The 22,609-nt window shown below is 54.5% G+C and carries 17 protein-coding genes and 1 other RNA gene; 2 read left to right on the top strand and 16 right to left on the bottom strand.

Translation table 11 applies throughout. The annotated features are described in order from the left end of the window. Positions 1-7 precede the first annotated feature (7 nt). The 10 genes from murD to rnpB form a co-directional block, all read right to left on the bottom strand. A complete protein-coding gene (murD, locus tag H8K27_RS03450) occupies positions 8-1,510 on the bottom strand; it encodes a UDP-N-acetylmuramoyl-L-alanine--D-glutamate ligase (RefSeq protein ID WP_186861787.1) in 1,503 nt (500 codons plus the stop codon). 54 nt (positions 1,511-1,564) lie between these two features. Further along, positions 1,565-2,734, bottom strand: a complete 1,170-nt coding sequence (gene mraY, locus H8K27_RS03445; RefSeq protein ID WP_186861786.1) for a phospho-N-acetylmuramoyl-pentapeptide-transferase — start codon at positions 2,732-2,734, stop codon at positions 1,565-1,567. A gap of 1 nt (position 2,735) precedes the next feature. After that, positions 2,736-4,133 (bottom strand): UDP-N-acetylmuramoyl-tripeptide--D-alanyl-D-alanine ligase, encoded by a 1,398-nt coding sequence (locus H8K27_RS03440; protein ID WP_186861785.1) that lies wholly within the window; start codon positions 4,131-4,133, stop codon positions 2,736-2,738. After that, complete coding sequence (locus H8K27_RS03435) at positions 4,133-5,659, bottom strand: UDP-N-acetylmuramoyl-L-alanyl-D-glutamate--2,6-diaminopimelate ligase (RefSeq protein WP_186861784.1); 1,527 nt, start codon at positions 5,657-5,659, stop codon at positions 4,133-4,135. The genes H8K27_RS03440 and H8K27_RS03435 overlap by 1 nt, the downstream gene beginning before the upstream one ends. Further along, on the bottom strand, positions 5,659-7,422 hold the full coding sequence (locus tag H8K27_RS03430; protein ID WP_186861783.1) for a peptidoglycan D,D-transpeptidase FtsI family protein: 1,764 nt from the start codon (positions 7,420-7,422) through the stop codon (positions 5,659-5,661). Before H8K27_RS03430 ends, H8K27_RS03435 begins: the two co-directional genes overlap by 1 nt. Then, positions 7,419-7,694: a cell division protein FtsL gene (gene ftsL / locus H8K27_RS03425; RefSeq protein ID WP_186861782.1), complete on the bottom strand. Its 276-nt coding sequence runs from the start codon at positions 7,692-7,694 to the stop codon at positions 7,419-7,421. Before ftsL ends, H8K27_RS03430 begins: the two co-directional genes overlap by 4 nt. Then, complete coding sequence (rsmH, locus tag H8K27_RS03420) at positions 7,691-8,650, bottom strand: 16S rRNA (cytosine(1402)-N(4))-methyltransferase RsmH (RefSeq protein WP_186861781.1); 960 nt, start codon at positions 8,648-8,650, stop codon at positions 7,691-7,693. The genes ftsL and rsmH overlap by 4 nt, the downstream gene beginning before the upstream one ends. Before the next feature lie 9 nt (positions 8,651-8,659). After that, entirely contained in the window at positions 8,660-9,088 is a 429-nt protein-coding gene (gene mraZ / locus H8K27_RS03415) for a division/cell wall cluster transcriptional repressor MraZ (RefSeq protein ID WP_186861780.1), read from the bottom strand. 358 nt (positions 9,089-9,446) lie between these two features. Further along, positions 9,447-12,638 carry an EAL domain-containing protein gene (locus H8K27_RS03410; protein ID WP_186861779.1) on the bottom strand — a complete coding sequence of 1,064 codons (3,192 nt, stop codon included), beginning with the start codon at positions 12,636-12,638 and terminating at the stop codon, positions 9,447-9,449. A gap of 253 nt (positions 12,639-12,891) precedes the next feature. Beyond that, an RNA gene (rnpB, locus tag H8K27_RS03405) (RNase P RNA component class A) lies at positions 12,892-13,262 on the bottom strand. A 114-nt stretch (positions 13,263-13,376) separates the two neighbouring features. Between rnpB and H8K27_RS03400 the strand changes: the two genes are divergently transcribed. Both H8K27_RS03400 and H8K27_RS03395 read left to right on the top strand, forming a co-directional pair. Next, positions 13,377-15,089 (top strand): thiamine pyrophosphate-binding protein, encoded by a 1,713-nt coding sequence (locus H8K27_RS03400; RefSeq protein WP_186861778.1) that lies wholly within the window; start codon positions 13,377-13,379, stop codon positions 15,087-15,089. A gap of 46 nt (positions 15,090-15,135) precedes the next feature. Further along, positions 15,136-16,320 carry an MFS transporter gene (locus tag H8K27_RS03395; RefSeq protein ID WP_186861777.1) on the top strand — a complete coding sequence of 395 codons (1,185 nt, stop codon included), beginning with the start codon at positions 15,136-15,138 and terminating at the stop codon, positions 16,318-16,320. A 14-nt stretch (positions 16,321-16,334) separates the two neighbouring features. On the opposite strand, the gene H8K27_RS03390 is transcribed toward H8K27_RS03395, so the two are convergent. The 6 genes from H8K27_RS03390 to H8K27_RS03365 form a co-directional block, all read right to left on the bottom strand. Beyond that, complete coding sequence (locus H8K27_RS03390) at positions 16,335-16,508, bottom strand: hypothetical protein (protein ID WP_186861776.1); 174 nt, start codon at positions 16,506-16,508, stop codon at positions 16,335-16,337. A 73-nt stretch (positions 16,509-16,581) separates the two neighbouring features. Next, entirely contained in the window at positions 16,582-17,013 is a 432-nt protein-coding gene (locus tag H8K27_RS03385; RefSeq protein WP_222610592.1) for a DUF1801 domain-containing protein, read from the bottom strand. Positions 17,014-17,145: 132 nt separating this feature from the next. Continuing rightward, positions 17,146-17,922: an enoyl-CoA hydratase gene (locus H8K27_RS03380; protein ID WP_186861774.1), complete on the bottom strand. Its 777-nt coding sequence runs from the start codon at positions 17,920-17,922 to the stop codon at positions 17,146-17,148. Between the two features lie 17 nt (positions 17,923-17,939). Then, the gene (locus H8K27_RS03375; RefSeq protein ID WP_186861773.1) at positions 17,940-18,818 is read right to left on the bottom strand and encodes an alpha/beta hydrolase family protein; all 879 of its coding nucleotides are present in this window, start codon (positions 18,816-18,818) and stop codon (positions 17,940-17,942) included. Between the two features lie 80 nt (positions 18,819-18,898). Beyond that, on the bottom strand, positions 18,899-20,095 hold the full coding sequence (locus H8K27_RS03370) for an acetyl-CoA C-acyltransferase (protein ID WP_186861772.1): 1,197 nt from the start codon (positions 20,093-20,095) through the stop codon (positions 18,899-18,901). Positions 20,096-20,109: 14 nt separating this feature from the next. Then, positions 20,110-22,497, bottom strand: a complete 2,388-nt coding sequence (locus H8K27_RS03365; RefSeq protein ID WP_186861771.1) for a 3-hydroxyacyl-CoA dehydrogenase/enoyl-CoA hydratase family protein — start codon at positions 22,495-22,497, stop codon at positions 20,110-20,112. Positions 22,498-22,609 lie beyond the last annotated feature (112 nt).

The following is a 22,609-nucleotide window of genomic DNA, read 5'->3' as shown; positions in this document are numbered from 1 at the left end:
TGTTTCATCAGCAGATCTCCCCACGATCAAGCGCCAGCTCACGCACCGCATCGGCAAATACCTGGGCGCGGTGCGCATAATTGCGAAACATATCGAGACTGGCACAGGCCGGAGACAGCAAAACCACATCCCCCTCCGTGGCGATCGCTGCCGCCTGTTGCACGGCTTCCTCAAGCGAATTGCAATCCTGCATCTCTGTCTGGCTGGCAGTCAGCGCTGCACGGATTTCCGGACGCGCCCGGCCGATCAGCAGCACCTTTCTGGCATAACGCTGAACAACCTCTGCGAGAGGTGAAAAATCCTGCCCCTTACCTTCACCGCCTGCGATCAGCAGTATCCGTTTTTCCGATGCTGCAAATTGCTGCCCAAGACCTTTCAGCGCAGCGACGGTTGCACCGACGTTCGTTCCCTTGCTGTCATCGATATAGTCAACGCCGCTGACGGTACTGATGAGTTCAACCCGGTGCGCTTCACCTTTATATTCACGCAGACCATGCAGCAAAGGAGCGAACGGCAAGCCGATACCACGACACAGCGCCAGTGCTGCCAATGCATTTGCTGCATTATGCTGGCCACGGATCTGCAGGGCATCGGATGGCATCAGCCGGGTCAGCGTGACAGGGATTTCTTCCGTCTCTTTTTTCTTGCGCCGGCCAGAAGCGACGGGAGCATCGTCTGCCGCCGTCGCTGTTGCCAGCCAGCTCATACCATGTTCGTTGACCAGACCCAGATCTCCGGCGTGTTCCGGTGCGTCCGTACCAAAACTGAACACTGTGGCAGCGGGCTTTGCCATCGCCATCACCAGCGCATCGTCACGGTTGAGCACCTGTACAGTCTGCTCGCCGAAAATCCGCGCTTTATCTGCACAATACGCCTGCATGCTGCCATGCCAGTCCAGATGATCCTGTGTGACATTGAGTACGGTAGCCACGTCTGCCTGCAAGCTGATTGTCGAATGCAGCTGGAAACTCGACAATTCCAGCACCCAGACCTGAGGCAAGGTGTTTTGTTCCAGCACTGTTCGCATGACATCCATCACGGCCGGGCTGATATTTCCGGCGACCCGGACTGTCAGGCCGGCCCGCTCGCACAGCAAACCAACCAGGCTGGTGACGGTCGTTTTGCCGTTGGTGCCGGTAATCGCAATCACTTTCGGCTGGTATCCGTTTTCTGCGCGCAGGGCAGCCAGTGCCTGTGCAAAAAATTCCATTTCGCCCCAGAGCGGTATCTGACGCGCACCGGCTGCCGGAATGATTTTTTCCAGTTCACGCAACGGCGATAATCCCGGACTGACGGCAACCAGATCCACATCTTCCAGCAAAGCTTCGCTGAATTCACCGGAAATAAATTCTGTCTGCGGTTCCAGTTGCAACAGCTGATCCAACCGTTCCGGATGAGCGCGGGTATCTGCAACACGTAAGCGTGCACCGGCGCGCAATAACCACTGCGCCATTGCCAGACCGGACTCTCCCAGTCCCAGCACCAATACACGTTTGTCAGAATAATTCATACCCGGTAATCCAATCAGCACTTCAATATCAATTTCTGCTTAAGTGCGCCTGATTCAGCGCAGTTTCAGCGAGGACAAACCAATCAACACCAGAAGCATGGTAATGATCCAGAAACGGACCACGACCTGCGTTTCTTTCCAGCCCTTCTTTTCAAAATGATGGTGCAGCGGTGCCATCAAGAACAAGCGGCGCCCTTCGCCGTAACGTTTTCTGGTGTATTTAAAATAGGAAACCTGCAGAATGATTGACAAGGTCTCTGCCACAAAAATGCCGCCCATGATGAACAGCACGATTTCCTGGCGCACAATGACGGCAATCGTCCCCAGTGCACCGCCCAGCGCCAGCGCGCCGACGTCTCCCATGAAAACCTGGGCAGGATGTGCGTTGAACCACAGAAAGGCCAGGCCTGCTCCGGTCAGCGCGCCGCAAAAAATGAGCAATTCACCGGCTCCCGGAATATGCGGAATCAGCAGATATTTCGAATAGCCGACGTGTCCGGATAAATAGGCAAATAAACCGAGCGCCGTTCCCACCATGATGATGGGCATAATCGCCAGGCCATCAAGACCGTCGGTAAAATTCACGGCATTACTGGTGCCGACAATCACGCAATAGGTCAGGGCAATGAACCCCCACACGCCCAGCGGATAGCTGACGGTTTTAAAAAAAGGCACGATCAAATCAGCCTTCGGCGGCAAGTCCATGCTGAAACCGGAACGCACCCAGGCAAACAGCAAATCCAGAATCTGCGAATTGGACGGCGCAGAAACAGAGAATGCGAGATAGAAAGCGGCAGCAATGCCGACCAGCGACTGCCAGAAATATTTTTCGCGGGAACGCATTCCTTCCGGATCTTTATGCACCACCTTGCGATAATCGTCCGCCCAGCCGACCGCGCCATATCCCAGCGTCACAATCATCACAACCCAGATAAAACGATTGCTCAGATCTGCCCACAATATTGTCGATATCGCAATCGCAATCAGAATCAGCACGCCTCCCATGGTCGGCGTGCCGGATTTCACCAGATGCGTTTCCATGCCATAGGAACGCACGGCTTGCCCTACCTTCATCCGGGTCAGCATGCGGATCACGGCCGGACCGGCGAAAATCCCGATCGCCAGTGCCGTCATGGTAGCGAATACCGCGCGAAAGGTAATAAAACCGAAGACGCGCAGCAGCCCCAGATCCTGTTTAAAATATTCTGCCAGCCAGAGCAACATGCTAATGAATTCCTATTGTATTGGGTGCAGTAAAAATCTGGTCGCTGCCACCCTGCAAGTGTGCAACGACACGTTCCATCTTCATGAAACGGGAACCTTTGATCAGTACGGTCTGATCCCGTTTCAGGCTGGCATCCAGCGCCAGCAGTAAATCATTCAGGTTATCAAAGTGCCGCGCGCCACTGAAAGTCTTGGCGGTATGACGCACCAGATCGCCCAGTAAAAACATTTCCTGCACGCCCCGGGCTTTTGCATAACTACCGATTTCAGCATGAAAATCCGCACCGTTCTCGCCCACTTCGCCCATATCCCCCAGCACCAGCACCGTGGAGCCGCCGATCTGGTGCAATACATCAATCGCAGCGCGTACCGAGTCAGGATTGGCGTTATAGGTATCGTCGATCAGCGCCGCACCACAGGCAGCGGCTTTACGCTGCAATCTGCCATTCACAGGATGAAAATTTTCCAGTCCGCGCACGATCACCGGCATGGCAAGCCCGATCGCATGGCAACAGGCTGCCGCCGCCAGTGCATTCAGCACATTGTGCTGTCCGGCTGCCTGCAAAAGCACATCTGCGCTGCTGCCATTGATGTTTAACTGAATACGGCTGTCAAATACACCGGGGCTGAAAGTCGCACTGACGTTGGCATCCGGTGTTAAACCGAATGTCAGCACTGTGCGCTGCCCGGATTCACGCGCATAAGCACGCCACAAATCTGCATAATCATCCGCCAGCGGAAAAACGGCTGTGCCGTCTGCAGGCAAAGCCCGGATCGCCGCGCCATTTTCCTCAGCCACAGCACGGACATTTTGCATAAATTCCTGATGCTCACGCTGAGCATTGTTGACCAGCACAACAGTCGGCAATGCGATAGAGGCCAGCACCGCAATCTCTCCGGGATGATTCATCCCCATTTCAATCACCGCAGCCCGATGCTCCGCGCTGAGTTCTTTCATTGTCAGGGGAACGCCGATTTCATTATTCAGGTTGCCTGTGGTGGCCAAACGGTGCGAAGCACCGAAAGCCTCGGCCAGTATGGCGGAGATCATTTCCTTGACGGTTGTCTTCCCGTTACTGCCGGTGACGCCGATGACAGGCAAAGTAAATTGCTGACGCCAGTAGCGTCCGGCTTCTGCCAGTGCTTTCTTGGTATCGGGCACAATCAGGGCAGGTAAATTGAATGCCGGTGGCAACTGTTCTGCAATCACTGCAGCCGCACCGGACTGCGCGACCTGCAGCAAGAAATCGTGGGCATCAAAATGTTCCCCGCGCAATGCGACAAACACATCGCCCGGCTGGATTTTGCGACTATCTGTGGTTAATCCCGTGATGGCAACATCCTCAGTCATCACGGCGGAGCTGAGTGCCTGTTGCAATTGCTGAAGCGTGGTATGCATCAATTGGCCCTCTTCAGGTTGCCGCTGGTTGCGACTGTCGCCAGTGCCAGCGAAGCATGTTCTTCATCAGAAAATGGCCATTTTTTACCGTTGATGTCCTGATAGGTTTCATGCCCTTTACCCGCCAGCAGGACCACGTCATGATCACCGGCATGTTTGATCGCAAACAGAATCGCATTTGCTCTGTCCTCAATCACATGAGGAGGATTTTTCATACCGCGCAAAATATCCTGAATAATTGCGGCAGGGCGTTCGGTACGCGGATTGTCGCTGGTGACGATCACATGCTGCGCAATTTCAGCGACTCGCCCCATTTGCGGGCGCTTACCCGGATCACGGTCTCCGCCGCAGCCGAATACACACCACAATTCGCCCCCCCGCTCTGCGGCGACGGCACTCAGGGTTTCCAGGGTTTTTTCCAGCGCATCCGGTGTGTGCGCGTAATCCACAACCACCATCACATGACCGGCAGTGCCCAGTAATTGCATCCGGCCCGGTACTGGTGTGAGTTTTTCGATCAGGCCAAGCGCCCTGGTAAAAGGGATTTCCCTGCTGAGCAGCACCGCCAGCACTGCCAGCATATTGCTGACATTAAATCTGCCGATCAGCTGTGTTTTCACCAGTCCGGAACCAAATGGCGATTCAAGATGGAAGCTGGTTCCGGCATATCCGGAGCGGCAATGCGAGGCGCTCAGGATTTCACATCCATCTGCTTCAACACCATTCAGGCTGTACGCCAGAATCCGGACTGCCGGACGGTTCGCACGCAAATGCTGAACCAGCTGAATACCGAAATCATCATCCAGGTTAATGACCGCGACGGATAACGTATCCCAGTCAAACAATCTTTGCTTGGCAGCGCCGTACTGTGCCATATCGCCGTGGTAATCAAGATGATCCCGCGTCAGATTGGTGAACAATCCGATGTCGATATGCATGCCATTTAAGCGCCCCTGCTCCAGCCCGATCGAAGAAGCCTCAATCGCCAGGACCGCGACGCCCGCTTCCTGCATCCGGTGCAATTCTTTTTGCAGGCTGATGGCGTCCGGCGTGGTTAATCCGGTTTCCTGCAGCTCGCCGGCCATACCCTGCTGATAAATTCCGTTACCCAGAGTGCCGATGACTCCTGCAGTCACTTTGTCTAAGGAAAATGCCTTGGCAAGCCACTGCGTACAGGAGGTTTTCCCATTGGTTCCGGTAACGGCAACAGTCAGCATGGAGCGATCCGGCTGCTGATACCAGTGATTGGCGATCATGCCCCACTGGCGGGCCAGTCCGGGGACGGCCAGATGCGGAATATCGGGCGACGCATCCCAGACATAATTTTCCGGTTCGTACAGCACGGCAATCGCACCCTGTTCGACCGCATGGCGGATATAGTCACGCCCGTCACTATGATGACCGGGTGCCGCCAGAAATACGTCGCCAGACTGAATCTGGCGTGAATTGGAGCTCAGTTGCGCGTCGGGCGCGTATTGTCTGAGCCATTGAATAATGTCGTTCATTGAAATGATAGAGTGTGTCATCACATGCTCTCCTGAACACTGGTATCAGGAATGATGCTGGTGACAGTAGAATCTGGCGGTACATTCAGCGAACGCAGAACATTCGCTGTGATGGCAGCGAATACCGGCGCCGCTACGGTACCACCGTAATAGCCGCCGGCAGTTGGCTCGTCAATCATCACAGCAACGATGACACGCGGATTGGAGACCGGCGCAAAGCCGACAAAATCGCCAACGTATTTCTTTACATAGCGCCCACCTTCGAGTTTATGAGCGGTCCCAGTTTTACCGGCAACGCGATAACCGGCAATGCGTGCCTGCGTAGCCGTACCGCCCGGCTCAGTCACCGCTTCCATCATCAGGCGCATCTGCTGTGCCGTCTTTTCTGAAATGACGCGATGCCCCGCCGGACGCTCACTGGATTTCTCAAAGGTCAAAGGAATCAGATCGCCATCCCGCGCAAATATCATGTATGCCCGCGCCATCTGAATCAGCGACACCGAAACACCGTGTCCGTAACTCATGGTGGCCTGCTCAATCGGGCGCCAGTTTTTATAATTGCGCAACCTGCCGGCCACCGCTCCGGGAAAGCCGAATTTTGGCTGCTGACCGAAACCCACGGTGGTAAACATCTCCCACATTTCTTTCGGCGGCATTTGCAACGCCATTTTGACGGTGCCGATATTCGATGATTTCTGAATCACTTGCGCAACAGTCAGTGCACCCTGTTTATGCGCATCGTGGATGGTATCCGGGCCAATCGTCATGGTGCCCGGCGCGGTCTGGATCACGGTATCCGGTGTAACGCGGCCAGTTTCAAGCGCCAGCGCAACGGTGAAAGGTTTCATCGTTGAACCCGGTTCAAAAGTATCGGTCATCACACGGTTACGCAACTGGGCGCCGGTCAGCACCGAACGGTCATTCGGGTTATAGGCCGGCAAATTGACCAGTGCCAGCACTTCACCCGTCTTGACGTCCAGCACCACTGCCGCACCGGCTTTGGCCTTGTGCTTTTCGACGGCTTCTTTCAGGTGGGTAAAGGCAATGTACTGAATCTTGCTGTCCACTGACAGCGTCAGATCTTTTCCATCATGCGGTTCGCGGATGGCCTGAATATCTTCAACAATGCGCCCCAGCCGATCCTTGATGACGCGACGGCTACCGGTTTTTCCAGCCAGATTTTTTTCAGATGCCAGTTCAATGCCTTCCTGACCGATATCTTCCACGCTGGTAAAGCCGACGACATGCGCCATGACTTCCCCTTCGGGATAAAAGCGTTTGTATTCCTTGCGGGTTTCCACGCCGGAAATGCCCAATGCCTGAATCTGGTCAGACACTGCCGGTTCCACCTGCCGTTTCAGATAAACGAACTGGCGGTCCGAATCGAGCTTTTTGCGCAACTCCGCTTCGCTCATATCGAGCAGCTTCGCCAGTTGCTGGATTTTTTCTTTCGGTGCTTCCAGGACATCGTCAGGAATGGCCCAGATCGCCTTGACCGGCACAGAGGAAGCCAGCACCTGTCCATTGCGGTCAGTAATCTTGCCGCGCGTTGCCGGTAATTCCAATGTCCGGGCATAACGGCTGGCGCCCTGTTTTTGCAGAAATTCGGTTGTCATGCCCTGCAGCCACAACGCTCTGGCAATCAGCGCAACGAAGGCACCGAACAGCAGAAAGAGCACCAGACGGGAACGCCAGGTCGGGAGTTTCACTTCCAGCACAGGGTTGGAAGAAAACGAAACCCCGCGGGATGCGGCAGTACGGGACATGTTTCCGGGGCGGCTCATCTGATCTCCGCCGCTGTCAGGTATTGCGTCCGCTCCGGTGTGACAGGCACCATATTGAGTTCCTGTGTCGCCACAGCTTCAATCCGTGAATGTTTGCCGTAGGTGGACTGATCCAGCCGCAGCTGGGTCCATTGCAAATCATATTGCTTGCTGAGGCTTTGCTCACGCTCCAGTTCAATGAACAGGCGACGTGCCTGATATTGTGCGTTGATCAGCGACAGCGCACAGCCGATCAGCGCGATCATCAACGCAATATTGATCCGGGTAATCATGCCGAGTCTCCCGGCAGGCGCTCCGCCACCCGCAAAATTGCGGAACGGGCACGGGGATTCCGCTGCACCTCGGCGTCAGAAGGTTTCAACCGGTTCAGGAGCCGCATTTGCGGTTGCGGTAAATCTGCCTGCCGTATCGGCAGACGCCGGTCCGGCTGTGCGACCCTGACTCTGGCGGCAAAAAACTGTTTGACGATACGGTCTTCCAGCGAATGAAAGCTGATTACGGACATCCGGCCATGAGGTGCCAGCACACTGTAAGCCGCGGCCAGCCCTACTTCGAGATCTTCAAGCTCCTGATTGATGAAAATCCGTATAGCCTGAAAGGTGCGAGTTGCCGGGTCCTTACCCTTCTCGCGAGTTTTGACGGCGTGTGCGACAAGTTCTGCGAGCTGTCGGGTTCCAGTAATGGGCTCCGCCTGCCGGCGAGCAACAATCGCCTTTGCAATCTGAAAAGCAAACCGTTCTTCCCCATAATTTTTAATGACCTCCCTGATTTTTTCTTCTTCCGCCACTGCCAGCCATTCGGCAGCCGACATACCGCGCGTAGTATCCATGCGCATGTCCAGCGGACCATCGGCGCGAAAACTGAAGCCCCGTGCAGCATCGTCAACCTGAGGCGACGATATGCCCAAATCCAGCAATACGCCGTCCACCTGTTCAATATGCAATTCCTGCAAGGCCTGCGCGACCGTCGCAAAACTGTCATGCACGATCTGAAAGCGCGGATCGGTGATCTGACTCGCGCAGGCGATGGCCTGCGTATCCTTATCAAATGCAATTAGCCTGCCGCGCGGCCCCAGACGCTCGAGAATAAGCCGGCTATGCCCGCCGCGTCCGAAAGTACCGTCGATGAAAATCCCGTTGCTGCGTTCATCCGTGATTCCGAGCGCATCCACGGCTTCCTGCAGAAGCACGGTCTGATGTATGAATTCTGTCGCTTGCTGTGTTGTCATTGCCTGCGATCAGAAAGAAAAATTGTTGAGCACATCCGGCGCACCGGATGCTTTGGCATTTGCCTCATTCTCTGCCAGACGGCCAGCATCCCAAATCTCGAAATGACTACCCATTCCCAGCATCATGATGTCGCGCTGGATGCCGGTTGCCTGGCGCAATTCCGGCGCCAGCAAAATACGGCCGGCACTGTCCATGTCCACATCAAACGCATTACCAAGGAAAATCCGTTTCCAGTCCCGTGCCTGAATCGGCCATGCAGCAATTTGTTCACGGTGGTTTTCCCAGGTTGGGCGGGGAAACAACAGAAGGCAGCCGTCGGGGTGGCGGGTCAGCGTCAGTTGTCCCTGATACTGGTTGCTCAGGGCATCACGATAGCGGGCAGGAATAGACATTCTGCCTTTCGCATCGAGACTGAGTGCGGATGGACCCTGAAACACGCTGATACCTTTAACCTGGATTGGAATTGAAATGGGGTGCTTTGTGAAGATAATCGAACCAAAGAGATTTATCCCACAAAATTACACTTTTTCACACTGTTTCCCACTTTAGAGGATGCAATAACCGTGGTCAAGCGAAATTAAAGACAAAAAACAGAATTTCTTTAATGAAGTCAATGACTTAGCGCAACTACTTCAAAATTTTATTTTCAAAATAGCTCTATAAATGAAGTACTTACAAACGAATCTGAAAGTAGCTTGTCAGCAGACTGGTGGGTGGGAACGCCCTTTATTTCCCAAAAGTAAGTTGGGATGTATGCGAGAAGGTGTAACGGAAGGGGAAAACAACAGGAAAATTTCAGTGAGCAAGCACTGACTTGGTATTCGTCATCTGCGTTTGCAGTAAATGCAAAAATTCTTTGACCGGCACAGCTTTGCTGAAATAAAAGCCCTGATATTCATCGCAGGAAAAATCCGTCAGCGACGCCAGTTGGTCCGCGGCATCCACACCTTCAGCAATGACCTTCAATCCCAGCGTATGCGCCATGACGATAATGGCCTGGACAATCGCCGTATCATTCGGATCAGCAGGAATGTCTTTAATAAAAGACCGGTCAATTTTGACACTGTCCACCGGAAAGCGTTTCAGGTAGGCCAACGAGGAATAGCCTGTTCCGAAATCATCAATCGACAGGCTGAAGCCGGCATCCTTGAAGCCATCCATCAATACCATTGCCTGTTCACGGTTATGCATCACCATGCTTTCGGTAATTTCAAATTCAATCGCACTTGGCGGTACGCGCCAGAAATCAATCACACTCCGGATCTCTTCCAGCAGCTGATGATCGTTAAACTGGGAGCCGGACAAGTTAATTGCAATCCGTCCAAACTGTCCATCCATCTGGCGGAAGCTCAGGATATCCTTACAGGCGATGTCCAGCACCAGCATGCCCATGCGCCCGATCAGGCCGGCCTCTTCTGCCAGCATGATGAAATCATTCGGATACAGAATTCCCTGCTCTGGATGATTCCACCGGACCAATGCCTCTGCCCCCACAATCTTTCCGGTTGTCAGGGAAATTTTAGGCTGGTAATAAACGATAAATTCGCGTCGTTCAAGTGCTTTACGCAAACGGGCTTCAAAGGCAAGGCGCTCGATGGTGTGGATATTCATTTCCGAGGCATAAAACTGGTAATTGTCTTTTCCCTTGTTTTTAGCCCGGTACATGGCGATATCTGCATTCTTCAGCAATGTCTGTGCGTCGCGTCCATCATTGGGAAAGGTCGCGATGCCGATACTTGCGCTGAGCTGATATTCCTGGCCGCCGATTTCAAAAGGCTGCGCGGCCTCGTAGAGCAATTTTCCAGCGATATCCCCCAGATCACGCGGTTCATTGAACTGATCGACCAGCAGGATGAATTCGTCGCCGCCAACCCTGGCAACAATATCTGATTCACGCAAGGTATGACGGAAACGCTGCGCAACACGGCGCAAGACCTTATCCCCTTCATCATGACCAAAGGTATCGTTAATGTTTTTAAACCGGTCGAGATCCAGAAATAACACCGCCAGGCAACGGCTGTTACGTTCGGCCAGCAGCAAGGCTTTCGCCAGATGCTGGTTATACAGAAAACGGTTTGGCAAACCGGTCAGTTCATCGTAATGCGCCAGCTGGAGAATTTTTTTCTCTGAACGGCGGCCTTCGATCGCAATGCCTGCCAGTTCAATCATGGCACCGACCAGCCGCTGATCATCCATACTCAGCGACAACCCGGACGGCAGCAGTACGGTAAAACTACCCAAGACCTGCCCATGTTTATCCATCAGCGGCCAGGCGCTGCCGGAACTGTATTGAGTCAGCTGCTCCAATCCATTCACAAACTGCATGCAGGCAGCCTGCTGCAATGATTCAGCCTGCACAGGGCACGCCTGCAGGATCGCTTCGCTCCACAGACCGCTGCCGTGAGATACCGGCGCGCCTGTCATCTGCTGCGTCAGGATTTCCGGGAAATGGCGGCCGACAGACTGCACAAAAATTCTCTGATCGTCATCCAGCAGCTGAATCCCGACCCGCCACCCTGGACGCAGCTCCTCCACAAAATCGCAGATCGCATTCAGGATATATACCGGTTCCTCATTCGCACCAATCAATTGCAGCAAACGGTTCTGCCCTTCCAGCAAACGCTCTGAATATTTCTGGCCATTAATGTCGCGTGCGACGCAAAACAACAGCATCTCGCCATTCAACTCGACCCGGCTCAAGGAAATTTCGCTGTAAAAAGGCTGGCCATCTCTTACCGTTACCCATTCTGAACGTTGCACACCGCCTTCCATGATGTTGTTCATCAAGGTCGTCATCTGCTGTTCGCTGCTGATGTGAAAATCAGAAAACTGCTGCTGTGAAGTGATAAATTCCATCACCGAATGTCCGATCACGTCACTTAACTCCTGCACATTCAGCAAAGCCAGCGCTGCGCGGTTACAGTCCACATAACGCCATTGGCGGTTCACCAGAAAGATCGGATCCTGAGCACCGGTAAAAATCAGTCTGTAGCGCTTTTCACTGGCTTTAACCTGTTGCTGGGATATCTGCAGACGTCGTATCTGCCAGAGCAGCAGCATCGTCAGGACCAGGATGAACAACGCAGTCACGGCAGAAAACATCAGCTTGTACTTTAATCTGGTACTCCAGTCCGACAAAATAGTCGCCGTGCTTCTGGCATACATCAGCGTCAGCGGAAAGCCGGTAATCTTCCGGTATGTGTACTGAAATTCCCCCGTTTCACTGAACAATCCCGGTGCATACAAAGCACCTTCTCTGGCAGCCGCAGTCAGTGCGGGCAGCAAGGGAGCTGAAGGCACAAAATGCTGGATCAATGCCTGATCGAAAGGAGAACTGGTCAGCAGATTTCCTGACTGATCGTGCAGGGAAATGACGGCGGCACTGCCGCGTGCAACCATCTCATAAAATTCCTGAAAATAACTCAGGCTGATATCGGCCTCAATCAGCGCCAGCAGCTGTCCTTGCGCATCATAAATATTTTTTGCGACTGGCAGAATGCCTTTATTATCGGGCGTCCAGATGACAGGTCCGGTCACCATCTGTTTCTGCGCCGGTCGTGCAAGCAGTTTCCTGAGATATTCTGGCAGCGGCTGTTTGTCCTGATAACGGGTATGACTGGAAAACAGCAAAGTCCCGTCCGGACTGAACACCGTCATACTGCAAAGATATGAGGAGTCCTGGCGCTGCTCTGCCAGTATGTCGTTGAAATTTTGTTTTTGTAATCGAGAGATGTCCGTCGTCTCTCTCAGCATATTTTCCAGCTCGGTGATGACCTGAACGGCTTCGGCGAGTTCATGACTGGCCTGCTCTTCCAGAATACGTACCGTGAAATAGCTGTGACGCTGTGCTTCAGATAAGGTCTGGTGGCGGTCTTCCAGCGCCGCCCACCATGTCTGCCCAATAATGATCAGCACGATCAGGGCAATGCCACCTGCAAATACAGCCAGCGGCACCTTTCTTTGTTTTTTTGAGCCCTGAATTTCCATGTATCCGGAATTTTCTCAATCTGACCGAGGTAAGGGAATTGATTTATAGATTCGCACGAGTCAGGATGACTGATGTTTCAGCCGCCATTACCTCCGCCACCACGCTCTGCGCGGCTCAGTTTAGCATGCGAAAGATAAAAAACGGGAAAATGGAAATGATGCGAAAACAACGGCGCGAGTATGCAGCAGCACGTTTTTCGCAATTCAGCGCTGGTAATAGTAAGAATTGCCGGCAGTATGAGGAAAACGGAAAAAATAAAGCAGGCCGGTAGGCCGGATTCTGTTACGGCACGCTGCATTGCTGCAGCCCGCTATGACAATCATTCCTCTAGGCGACGGATTGCTCCGTCGCTCAAGCTTTCTACCCGCACGCTCCGCGAGCCACCTCAACGCGTGCCTATTTGAAATTGCTCCGGGTGGAGGTTACCGCGTTTCACCCTTTGTGGTTTAGCACAGGCTTGCGCCCGCTACTCCCCAAAGACTCGTCTCTGTGGCCCTATTCCTCGCCTTATACCTTGCGGCTTTCAGCGTACGGCCGTTAGCCGTCACCCTGCTCTGTGGAGTCCGGACCTTCCTCCCGTCACTGTGCAAAACACAGCAACCAGCGATTGTCTGGCCTGCTTCAGGCATCATTTTACCCTAGTCGCCACAGTTTCCGCTGATTCTCTGCAGAAGCGCTGCAAATTCGGCAAGCTTTCTGGTAGCGTACTGATTTTCTTTTTTTCCGGTTTACCTATCATGCTGAAGTCACGTTCCGGTGGTCAATTGATTGTGGATGCTTTGGAAGTTCATGGCGTCGATACCATTTTCGGTGTTCCAGGCGAAAGCTATCTGGCGGTACTGGATGCGCTGCATGACAGCAGCATCCGTTTCATTATCAACCGCCAGGAAGGCGGGGCAGCATTCATGGCCGACGCCTATGGGAAAATGACCGGCCAGCCGGGCATCTGCTTTGTAACCCGCGGCCCTGGTGCGACCAACGCATCCATCGGCGTGCATACGGCTCATCAGGATTCGACGCCGATGATTCTGTTCATCGGACAGGTCGGCAATGATTTTGTGGAGCGGGAGGCTTTTCAGGAAATCGATTATCGCCGCATGTTTGGGCAGATGGCGAAATGGGTGGCGCAGATCGACCGTGCCGACCGGATACCGGAATACATCGCCCATGCTTTTCAGGTCGCCACCAGCGGCCGCCCGGGTCCGGTCGTGCTGGCATTACCGGAAGATATGCTGGTGCAGCAGGCTGCCGTCGCAGACACCCGCCGCTACACACCGGTACAGGCTGCCCCCTCGCCCGCCCAGATCACGCAGCTGCGTGCGATGTTGTCAGCGGCGACACGTCCGGTTTTCCTGCTCGGTGGCAGCGGCTGGGACAGCCATGCCTGCAAACGCATCGCCGATTTTGCAGAGCGCCACCATATTCCGCTGGCCTGCACCTTCCGCTTTCAGGATCTGATCGACAATGCGCATCCGAATTACATTGGCGATGTCGGCATCGGCATCAACCCCAAACTGGCGCAACGCATTCAGAATGCCGATCTGGTTGTCGCCATCGGTCCGCGCCTTGGCGAGATGACGACCGGTGGCTATACGCTGCTGGAAGCACCGCTGCCCAAACAAAAACTGATTCACATTCACAGCGATGCAGGCGAGCTTGGCCGTGTCTATCAGGCCGATCTGATGATCAACAGCGGCATGAAAGAAATAACACAGGCGCTGGCAGACATGGCGGCATTCGATGCAGACACAACATGGCAGAATCAAGTCAGCGAAGCAAGAGCTGAGCTACAAACATGGCAACAGGAGCCGGCGATTTTTGCAAAAGAAAATGCCCCGCTGAATTTATGGCAGGTCGTGCAGGACGTCATGCAGCAAACACCGGCAGATACCATCATCACCAATGGCGCCGGTAATTACGCCACCTGGGCACACCGCTATTTCCGCTATGGCGGCTTCCGCACCCAGCTGGCGCCGACCTCGGGTGCCATGGGTTACAGCGTCCCGTCAGGCGTGGCGGCCAAACTGATTGCCCCGGAACGCACGGTCATCACCTTTGCCGGTGACGGTGAATATCTCATGAATGGACAAGAACTCGCCACCGCTGTGCAGTACAAAGCGGGCGTCATCATCATCGTATTCAACAACGGCATGTACGGCACCATCCGCATGCATCAGGAAAAAACCTTTCCTCAGCGGGTGTCCGGCACAGTATTGCAAAATCCGGACTTTGCCGCCCTCGCCCGCGCCTTCGGGGCGCACGGTGAAACGGTGGAGCACACCGCGGATTTCGCTCCTGCCCTGCAACGTGCGATCGAACACACCAAGACACAACAACTGCCTGCATTGATTGAATTGCGTTACGATGGAAACCTGATCACGCCCGGAGCGACACTGAACACGCTGCGTCAGGCGGCGCTGGATGCCGGCAAGGAGATCAGCGGCACTTGATTGCACTCAGCCTGAGCGCAGCCGGACAGTATTTAAATGGAGCAGCATGAGTAAAGCAAGCCTCCCAAAAAGCATCTGGGTTCTCGGATTTGTCAGCATGCTGATGGACATTTCGTCTGAAATGATTCACAGCCTGTTGCCGATGTTCATGGTCGGGACACTGGGCATCAGCGTCTTTGCCGTTGGCCTGATCGACGGTATCGCAGAATCCACGACCTTGCTGGTCAAAGTATTTTCCGGCGCACTCAGCGACAGGCTGGGCAAACGCAAAGCCCTTGCGGTGTTCGGTTATGGCATGAGTGCATTCACCAAGCCGCTGTTTGCCATCTCCCAGGGTATGGGCATGCTCCTGACTGCCCGTCTGATGGACCGTGTCGGCAAAGGTATTCGTGGCGCACCGCGCGATGCCCTGATCGCCGACATCACACCGCCATCCATACGCGGTGAGGCGTTCGGTTTGCGGCAATCGCTCGACACTATTGGGGCGGTTGCCGGCCCGTTGCTGGCAAGCGGTCTGATGCTGCTGTGGGCGAATGATTTCCGGCAGATATTCTGGCTGGCCGTGATCCCCGGTCTGGCCGCCATGCTGTTGCTCTTTTTCGGCGTTCACGAACCGGCAACGGTCGCCATCCGGAACCCGGGTAATCCGGTCAGCCTGCACAATCTGCGGCGCATGGGACGCAGCTACTGGTGGGTAGTGATCATGGGCAGCATCTTCACGCTGGCACGCTTCAGTGAAGCCTTTCTGGTACTGCGCGCGCAGCAACTGGCGATTCCGGTTGCGCTGGTGCCGCTGGTGATGGTCGCCATGAATCTGGTTTATTCCGCATCGGCTTATCCGTTTGGAAAACTGTCCGATCGTATCTCGCATCAGAAATTACTGGCTGCCGGACTCGCAGTCCTGATCGCTTCTGACCTGATGCTGGGCTACAGCACGCAATGGGCCGGTCTGCTGGGTGGCATTGCCTTGTGGGGCGTTCATATGGGCATGACGCAGGGACTGCTTGCCAGCATGGTTGCAGCCAGCGCGCCAGCTGATTTGCGGGGAACGGCATTTGGATTTTTTAATCTGGCCAGCGGTGTGGGCTTGTTACTCGCCAGCGTGATCGCCGGTCTGCTGTGGCAGGAATTTGGCGCTGCTTTTACTTTTTATACAGGTGCCGTGTTTGCGGGGCTGAGCTTACTGGCACTGCTGTTGTCCTCAGGCTATGGTCTGATTAGCCGTTCCTGAGATGGTGCAGACACTCAGGACTCATCACCCTCTTTGAGCCGTCCGGACAGCAGTTTCTGCAAGCGCATTTTGTATTTCCTGCGCTCAGCACGCTGCGGCTGATGGCCACCGTGTTCCCCCGCCTGACGCTGCCGGGCGGCGAGCGCAAGCGGATTACGGGGTTTGGGGAGTTTTCCCTGAATCTTCATTCAAGTTCCTTTACTGCGGAATGCGGCCAACATTACCCCAACCGGGATCATGCCGCACAAACTGACTGGCATCTCATCGCTGCGCTGCCGGTTTCTTTGCTTTTGCACTCAGATTCAGCGCCACCGCCGCGCGAATCAGTTGTTGCAGCGCGTCGCTGTTAATCGTGTCGCCTTCATGGAAATCAATGGCACGCCTGGTATTTCCTTCCAGACTGGCATTAAACAGGCTGGCAGGGTCCTCCAGCGCAGCGCGTTTGGCAAAGGTCATTTTCACGACATGCATGTAAGTTTCACCGGTACAGATGATGCCTGCGTGCGACCATACCGGTACGCCTCGCCACTTCCATTCTTCCAGCACGCCAGGGTCAGCCAGCCTGATGATGTCCCGCAGCTGCGCCAGCATCTCCCCGCGCCAGTCATCCAGCTTCCTGATTTTTGCATCGATCAGCCGGGAAGGAGAATCTGTCCCACTGTCCGCAGATGTTGCGAGTACCGGTTTTGTCATCATCCTGACTCCTTACTGGATGCCGCCGCACGGCAGCGGACAGCATCTGAATTCGTACCGGGACAAGCAAGAATTTCCGGAATTCATTGCATCAATAATCAGGAATTCCGGTGATCTTCTGCTCTGTCTGCCTCAATGGAACTGACTGAAATCCGGTTTGCGTTTCTGGAAAAATGCCATGAATGCTTCCTTGGCTTCAGGGGCATTCAGCATTGCCGAGAAATGCTGATTTTCTTCGCGCATTTTTTCGCTGACAGCTGCAGGCTGGCTGGCTTTCATCAGACGCTTGGTGACGCGGATAGAAGCGGCGGGCAAAGCAGCCAGCTTAGCGGCAACCTGTTGAGCATAAGGCAGCAGGTCATCAAGCGGCAGAACTTTATTGACGAAACCCATTTCAAACGCTTCCTGCGCGCTGAATGCCTCTCCCAGCATCAGTTTTTCGGCGGCGCGCTGATAGCCCACGATTTGCTGGAATACCATGCTGGAAGCGAATTCCGGACACAACCCCAGTTGCGTGAACGGCATCGACAATCTGGCATTATCTGCCAGATAAATCAGATCACAGTGCATCAGCAGGGTCGTGCCGATGCCGACGGCGGCACCAGACACAGCCGCAATCACCGGTTTTTCCGCTTCATTCAAGGCCTGCATGAACTGGTACACCGGAGGAACTGACTCAGGTTTCGCCAGCCCACCTGCATTTTTCATGAAATCCTCCAGGTCGTTACCCGCTGTAAAGATTTCTGGTTTGCCAGTCAGCAGGATGGCGCGCACGGCTGTGTCGCTTTGCGCGGCACGCAAGGCGTCAGCCATCGCCTGATACATCGCCTGGGTAATGGCGTTTTTCTTTTCCGGACGATTGAAGCTGATCGTCAGAATGCCGTTTTCTTTGTGAGTCAGGATATCCATCGTGTGTTTCTCTTATTTTAAATTGAAGGTTGAGCTGAAGTGGCAGACAGCCATTGTAAAGCCTGTTGCCAAAGGCTGTCGCGGAACTCGGTACGGAAAAATCCGAAATGTCCTATCCTTTTTGCATTGACATCCTGCGGCCGGATATAACGGCGCTCGACCGGCGCATGACGGAAATAATCATGCAGGCTGTCGATATTTTTCCGCCCCATCATCTCGTCGTCGGTGAAGCTCATGCACAGCACCGGAGCGCGCATCTGGTGATGATAAGTCTGCATCGCCTGACCTGACTGATCGACAAAATACCGGTGATCGCGACACCAGCGCGCCCACTGATAAATCACGCCCTTCGGCAGGTTACCGACCTTGCGCAGTTTCTTGCCGGGGAAATAGCCGCAAACCGATGTGTAAAACGGTACCAGAAAATACCACAACAGCCAGACGTGACGCTTGAGTTGCGGCGCGTTATAACGCCAGTAGCCAGTGCCGCAGCCGACTGTCAGCAAACCATCGATCAGGTGATTGTCCGGCGTCAGGCCTGCCAGCTGGCCACCCAGCGAATGACCGATCACTAGCAGAGGCACGTCTGGCTGCCAGGCTCGTGCAGCCAGTAAGGCAGCGTTATAGTCGAGCTCGGCCCAGTCGTTCAGTGTGGCGTTAAATCCGCGCAGGGATTTCTGATATTCAGCAGGCAGCGACTCACCCATGCCACGGTAATCGAAACTCAGCACCGCCATGCCGTGCTCGCACAGGAATTGCGCAAACGGGGCATAGAATTGCTGCTTGACACCCATTGCTGCCGGAATCAGCACTACGGCGGTTGCCGCTGTTGCAGGGGTATATCGTTTAGCGGTCAGTATTTTCTGATCTGTCGTCAGAATCTGTATGGTCTCCATCTCGCCTCCTAAAAAAAACCGCACAAATCAGATTTGTGCGGTTTTACCGGATACCTGCAAATATCGGTTGAACCTGATAATCAGCAGCGTTCGAAGATACCTGCTGCACCCATACCGGTACCAACACACATCGTGACCATACCGTATTTCAGGTTGTTACGGTGCAGTGCGTGGATCGTGGTTGCAGAACGGATCGCACCGGTTGCTCCCAGTGGATGGCCTAGCGCAATCGCACCGCCCATCGGGTTCACTTTGGCTGGATCGAGACCCAGATCCTGAACCACTGCCAGCGATTGCGCAGCAAATGCCTCATTCAGCTCGAACCAGTCGATCTGGTCTTGCGTGATGCCAGCGGCACGGCAAGCAGCCGGGATCGCTTCTTTCGGGCCGATACCCATGATTTCCGGTGGTACGCCACGTACTGCGAAAGACGCGAAACGTGCCAGCGGCGTCAGGTTGAACTGCTTCAGGATTTTTTCGCTCACGATCAGCAAAGCGCCTGCGCCGTCGGAAGTCTGCGAGCTGTTACCGGCAGTAACGCTGCCTTTGGCAGCGAATACCGGTTTCAGTTTGGCCAGACCTTCCAGCGATGTGTCAGGACGTGCGCCTTCATCGCGTGTCACAGTACGGGTTTTCAGTTCGATTTCGCCGGTTGCCAGATTCGGTACACGGTCGATGATGTCGACAGAAGTTGTCTCTGCATCGAAGTAACCAGCGTTCTGAGCAGCGATAGCGCGCTGGTGAGACTGCAGTGCAAATGCATCCTGCGCTTCACGCGATACTTTCCATTGCTGTGCGACTTTTTCTGCGGTCAGACCCATGCCGTATGCCATGCCGACATTTTCATCTTTCAGAATCGCCATGTTCATTGATGGATTATTGCCCATCATCGGTACCATGGACATCGATTCAACACCCGCCGCGATCATCACGTCAGCCTGGCCGACACGGATACGGTCAGCCGCCATCGCTACCGCGGTAATGCCGGAAGCGCAGTAACGGTTGATGGTCACGCCACCGATGGTATTCGGCAAGCCAGCCAGCAATACGCCCATCCGTGCCAGATTCAAACCTTGCGCACCTTCCGGGAAAGAGCAGCCGACGATCGCGTCTTCCACCAGTTTCGGATCCAGGTTCGGTACTTGTGCCATTGCCGATTGCAATACGCGCACCAGCAGATCGTCCGGACGGGTGTTACGGAACATACCGCGGCCAGATTTACCGATCGGGGTACGGGTAGCAGAGACGATGTATGCGTCTTGAAGTTGTTTAGTCATGTTATGTACTCCGATTAGTTACGTACTGGTTTGCCAGTTTGCATCATGCCCATGATACGTTCCTGTGTTTTTGGATGATTCAGCAATTCCATAAACGCCTTACGTTCCATGTCCAGCAACCATTGTTCGCTGACCAGGCTGCCGTTGTCGACGTCGCCGCCGCAAACGACTTCTGCAATCATCTTGCCGAGTTTGAAATCATGCGCAGAGATAAAGCCGCCGTCACGCATATTGATCAGTTGTGCAGCAATCGTGGCGATACCGTGACGGCCAGTGACCGGCACCAGTTTTTTCATTGGCGCACGATAGCCGGCGTCAAACATCGCACGTGCTTCGACTTTCGCCACATGCAGCAATTCATAAGGATTGAACACGATCACATCGCTGTCCGACAGGTAACCCATTTTCTGCGCTTCCAGCGCCGATTTGGATACCGCTGCAGTCGCTGCATTGGTGAAGTAATTTTTCAGGAATTGCAGCAAGTCTGTGCCTTTGGCATCCGCTGCGGCACGTACTGCCGCTTCTTTCAGACCACCGCCGCCCGGCACCAGGCCGACACCGACTTCGACCAGTCCGATATAGGACTCGATTGATGCCACACGTTTTGCTGCGTGCATCATCAGTTCGCAGCCACCGCCCAGCGCCAGACCGGACACCGCAGCCACCACCGGGATGTTCGCGTATTTCAGTGCCTGATGCGCATTTTGCAGACGGGAAATCGCAGGCTCAATCGCCTTGATACCGCCGGACATGAACAATGGCAGCATCGCCTGCAAGTCGGCACCTGCGGAGAAGGCGCCGCCATCCGCTGCGTCTGCACTCCAGATCACCAGACCTTTGAAATTTTTCTCAGCTTCGGCAATCGCTTTTTCCATACCTTCGATCACGCCTGGGCCAATCACGTGCATCTTGGTTTTCATCGACAGGATCAGCACGTCGTCGTTCTGATGCCAGATACGGACCGAGTCATCTTCGAAGAATGTCATACCGGCTGTCGCGCCAGTCGCTGCGCCTGTGCCGAGTACCGGAGCGCGGAATGCCTGGCGGGCGTAAACCTTCAGGTCAGAACGCGGTACATAGCGGTTGCCGCCTGGCGACCAGGAGCCTTCAGCGCTATGCACGCCGGTACGGCCGTCGAATACCCAGGCTGGCAGCGGTGCGTTGCACAGCGCCTTACCTGCATCGATATCTTCCTTGACCCAGCCAGCCACTTCCTGCCAGCCGGATGCCTGCCATGTTTCAAACGGGCCGACATTCCAGCCGAAGCCCCAGCGCATTGCAAAGTCGATGTCGCGTGCATTGTCAGCGATCGTTGCGCCGTGCACAGCGATGTAATGGAAAGCATCGCGGAAAATCGCCCACAGGAACTGCGCCTGTACATTGGTCGATTCACGCAGAGTCTTCATTTTCTTGACCGGATCTTTTTCTTTCAGCATACGCGCGACAACGTCATCAGCCTTCGCGCCGCCAGTCACGTACTGTGCTGTCGCGAAGTCCAGACGCTGAATGTCTTTGCCTACCTTTTTATAGAAACCGGCGCCGGTTTTGGAACCGAGCGCACCGGCAGCCACCAGCTTGGCGAGCACTTCCGGTGTTTTGTAGACGGCGAAGAAAGGATCGTCGGCCAGATTGTCCTGCATAGTTTTGATGACATGACCCATGGTGTCCAGACCAACCACGTCGGCGGTACGGAAAGTGCCAGACGAAGCGCGACCCAGTTTCTTGCCGGTCAGATCATCCACCACATCGACGGTCAGACCGAATTTTTCGGCTTCGTAAATCGTTGCCAGCATACCGAAAATACCCACGCGGTTGGCGATGAAGTTCGGCGTATCTTTAGCGCGGACCACACCTTTACCCAGCGTGGTTGTCAGGAAGCCTTCCAGCTGGTCGATGATTTCAGGACGGGTCGCAACGGTCGGGATCAGTTCCACCAGATGCATGTAGCGTGGTGGGTTGAAAAAGTGCACGCCACAGAAACGTGCTTTCAGTTCGGCGTCAAAACCTTCGGACAAGGCAGTGATCGACAGGCCGGAGGTGTTCGATGCGAAGATCGCGTTCGGCGCAATGTGTGGCGCAACCTTTTTATACAGATCGTGTTTCCAGTCCATGCGTTCTGCAATTGCTTCGATGATCAAATCGCAGCCAGCCAGCACGTCGAGGTTGTCTTCGTAGTTTGCCACTTCGATCAGCGCGGCGTCGTCTTTATTGCCGAGCGGTGCCGGATTGAGTTTCTTCAGGTTTTCAATCGCACGCAGCACGATGCCGTTTTTCGGGCCTTCTTTGGCGGGCAGGTCAAACAGAACGACTGGTACTTTGGCATTCACGCAATGTGCGGCGATCTGCGCACCCATCACGCCAGCGCCGAGAACAGCGACTTTTTTAACGATGAAATTGGTCATTTTTAACCTCGGTTAAATTCGTAAAACAACGAAAAGCAAATTATCTTTGGACTCCCGTTTTCTTCAGCGGAGTGACAGAAAACGAAATGGGGTGACGCATCCGGTGCTGCCT

Source organism: Cognatundibacterium griseum (genome assembly GCF_014284195.1).
Classification (GTDB): Bacteria; Pseudomonadota; Gammaproteobacteria; order Burkholderiales; family Burkholderiaceae_D; genus Undibacterium; species Undibacterium griseum.
The sequence above is the reverse complement of the archived record's forward strand: the minus strand, read 5'-3'. Positions and strand labels throughout refer to the sequence as shown.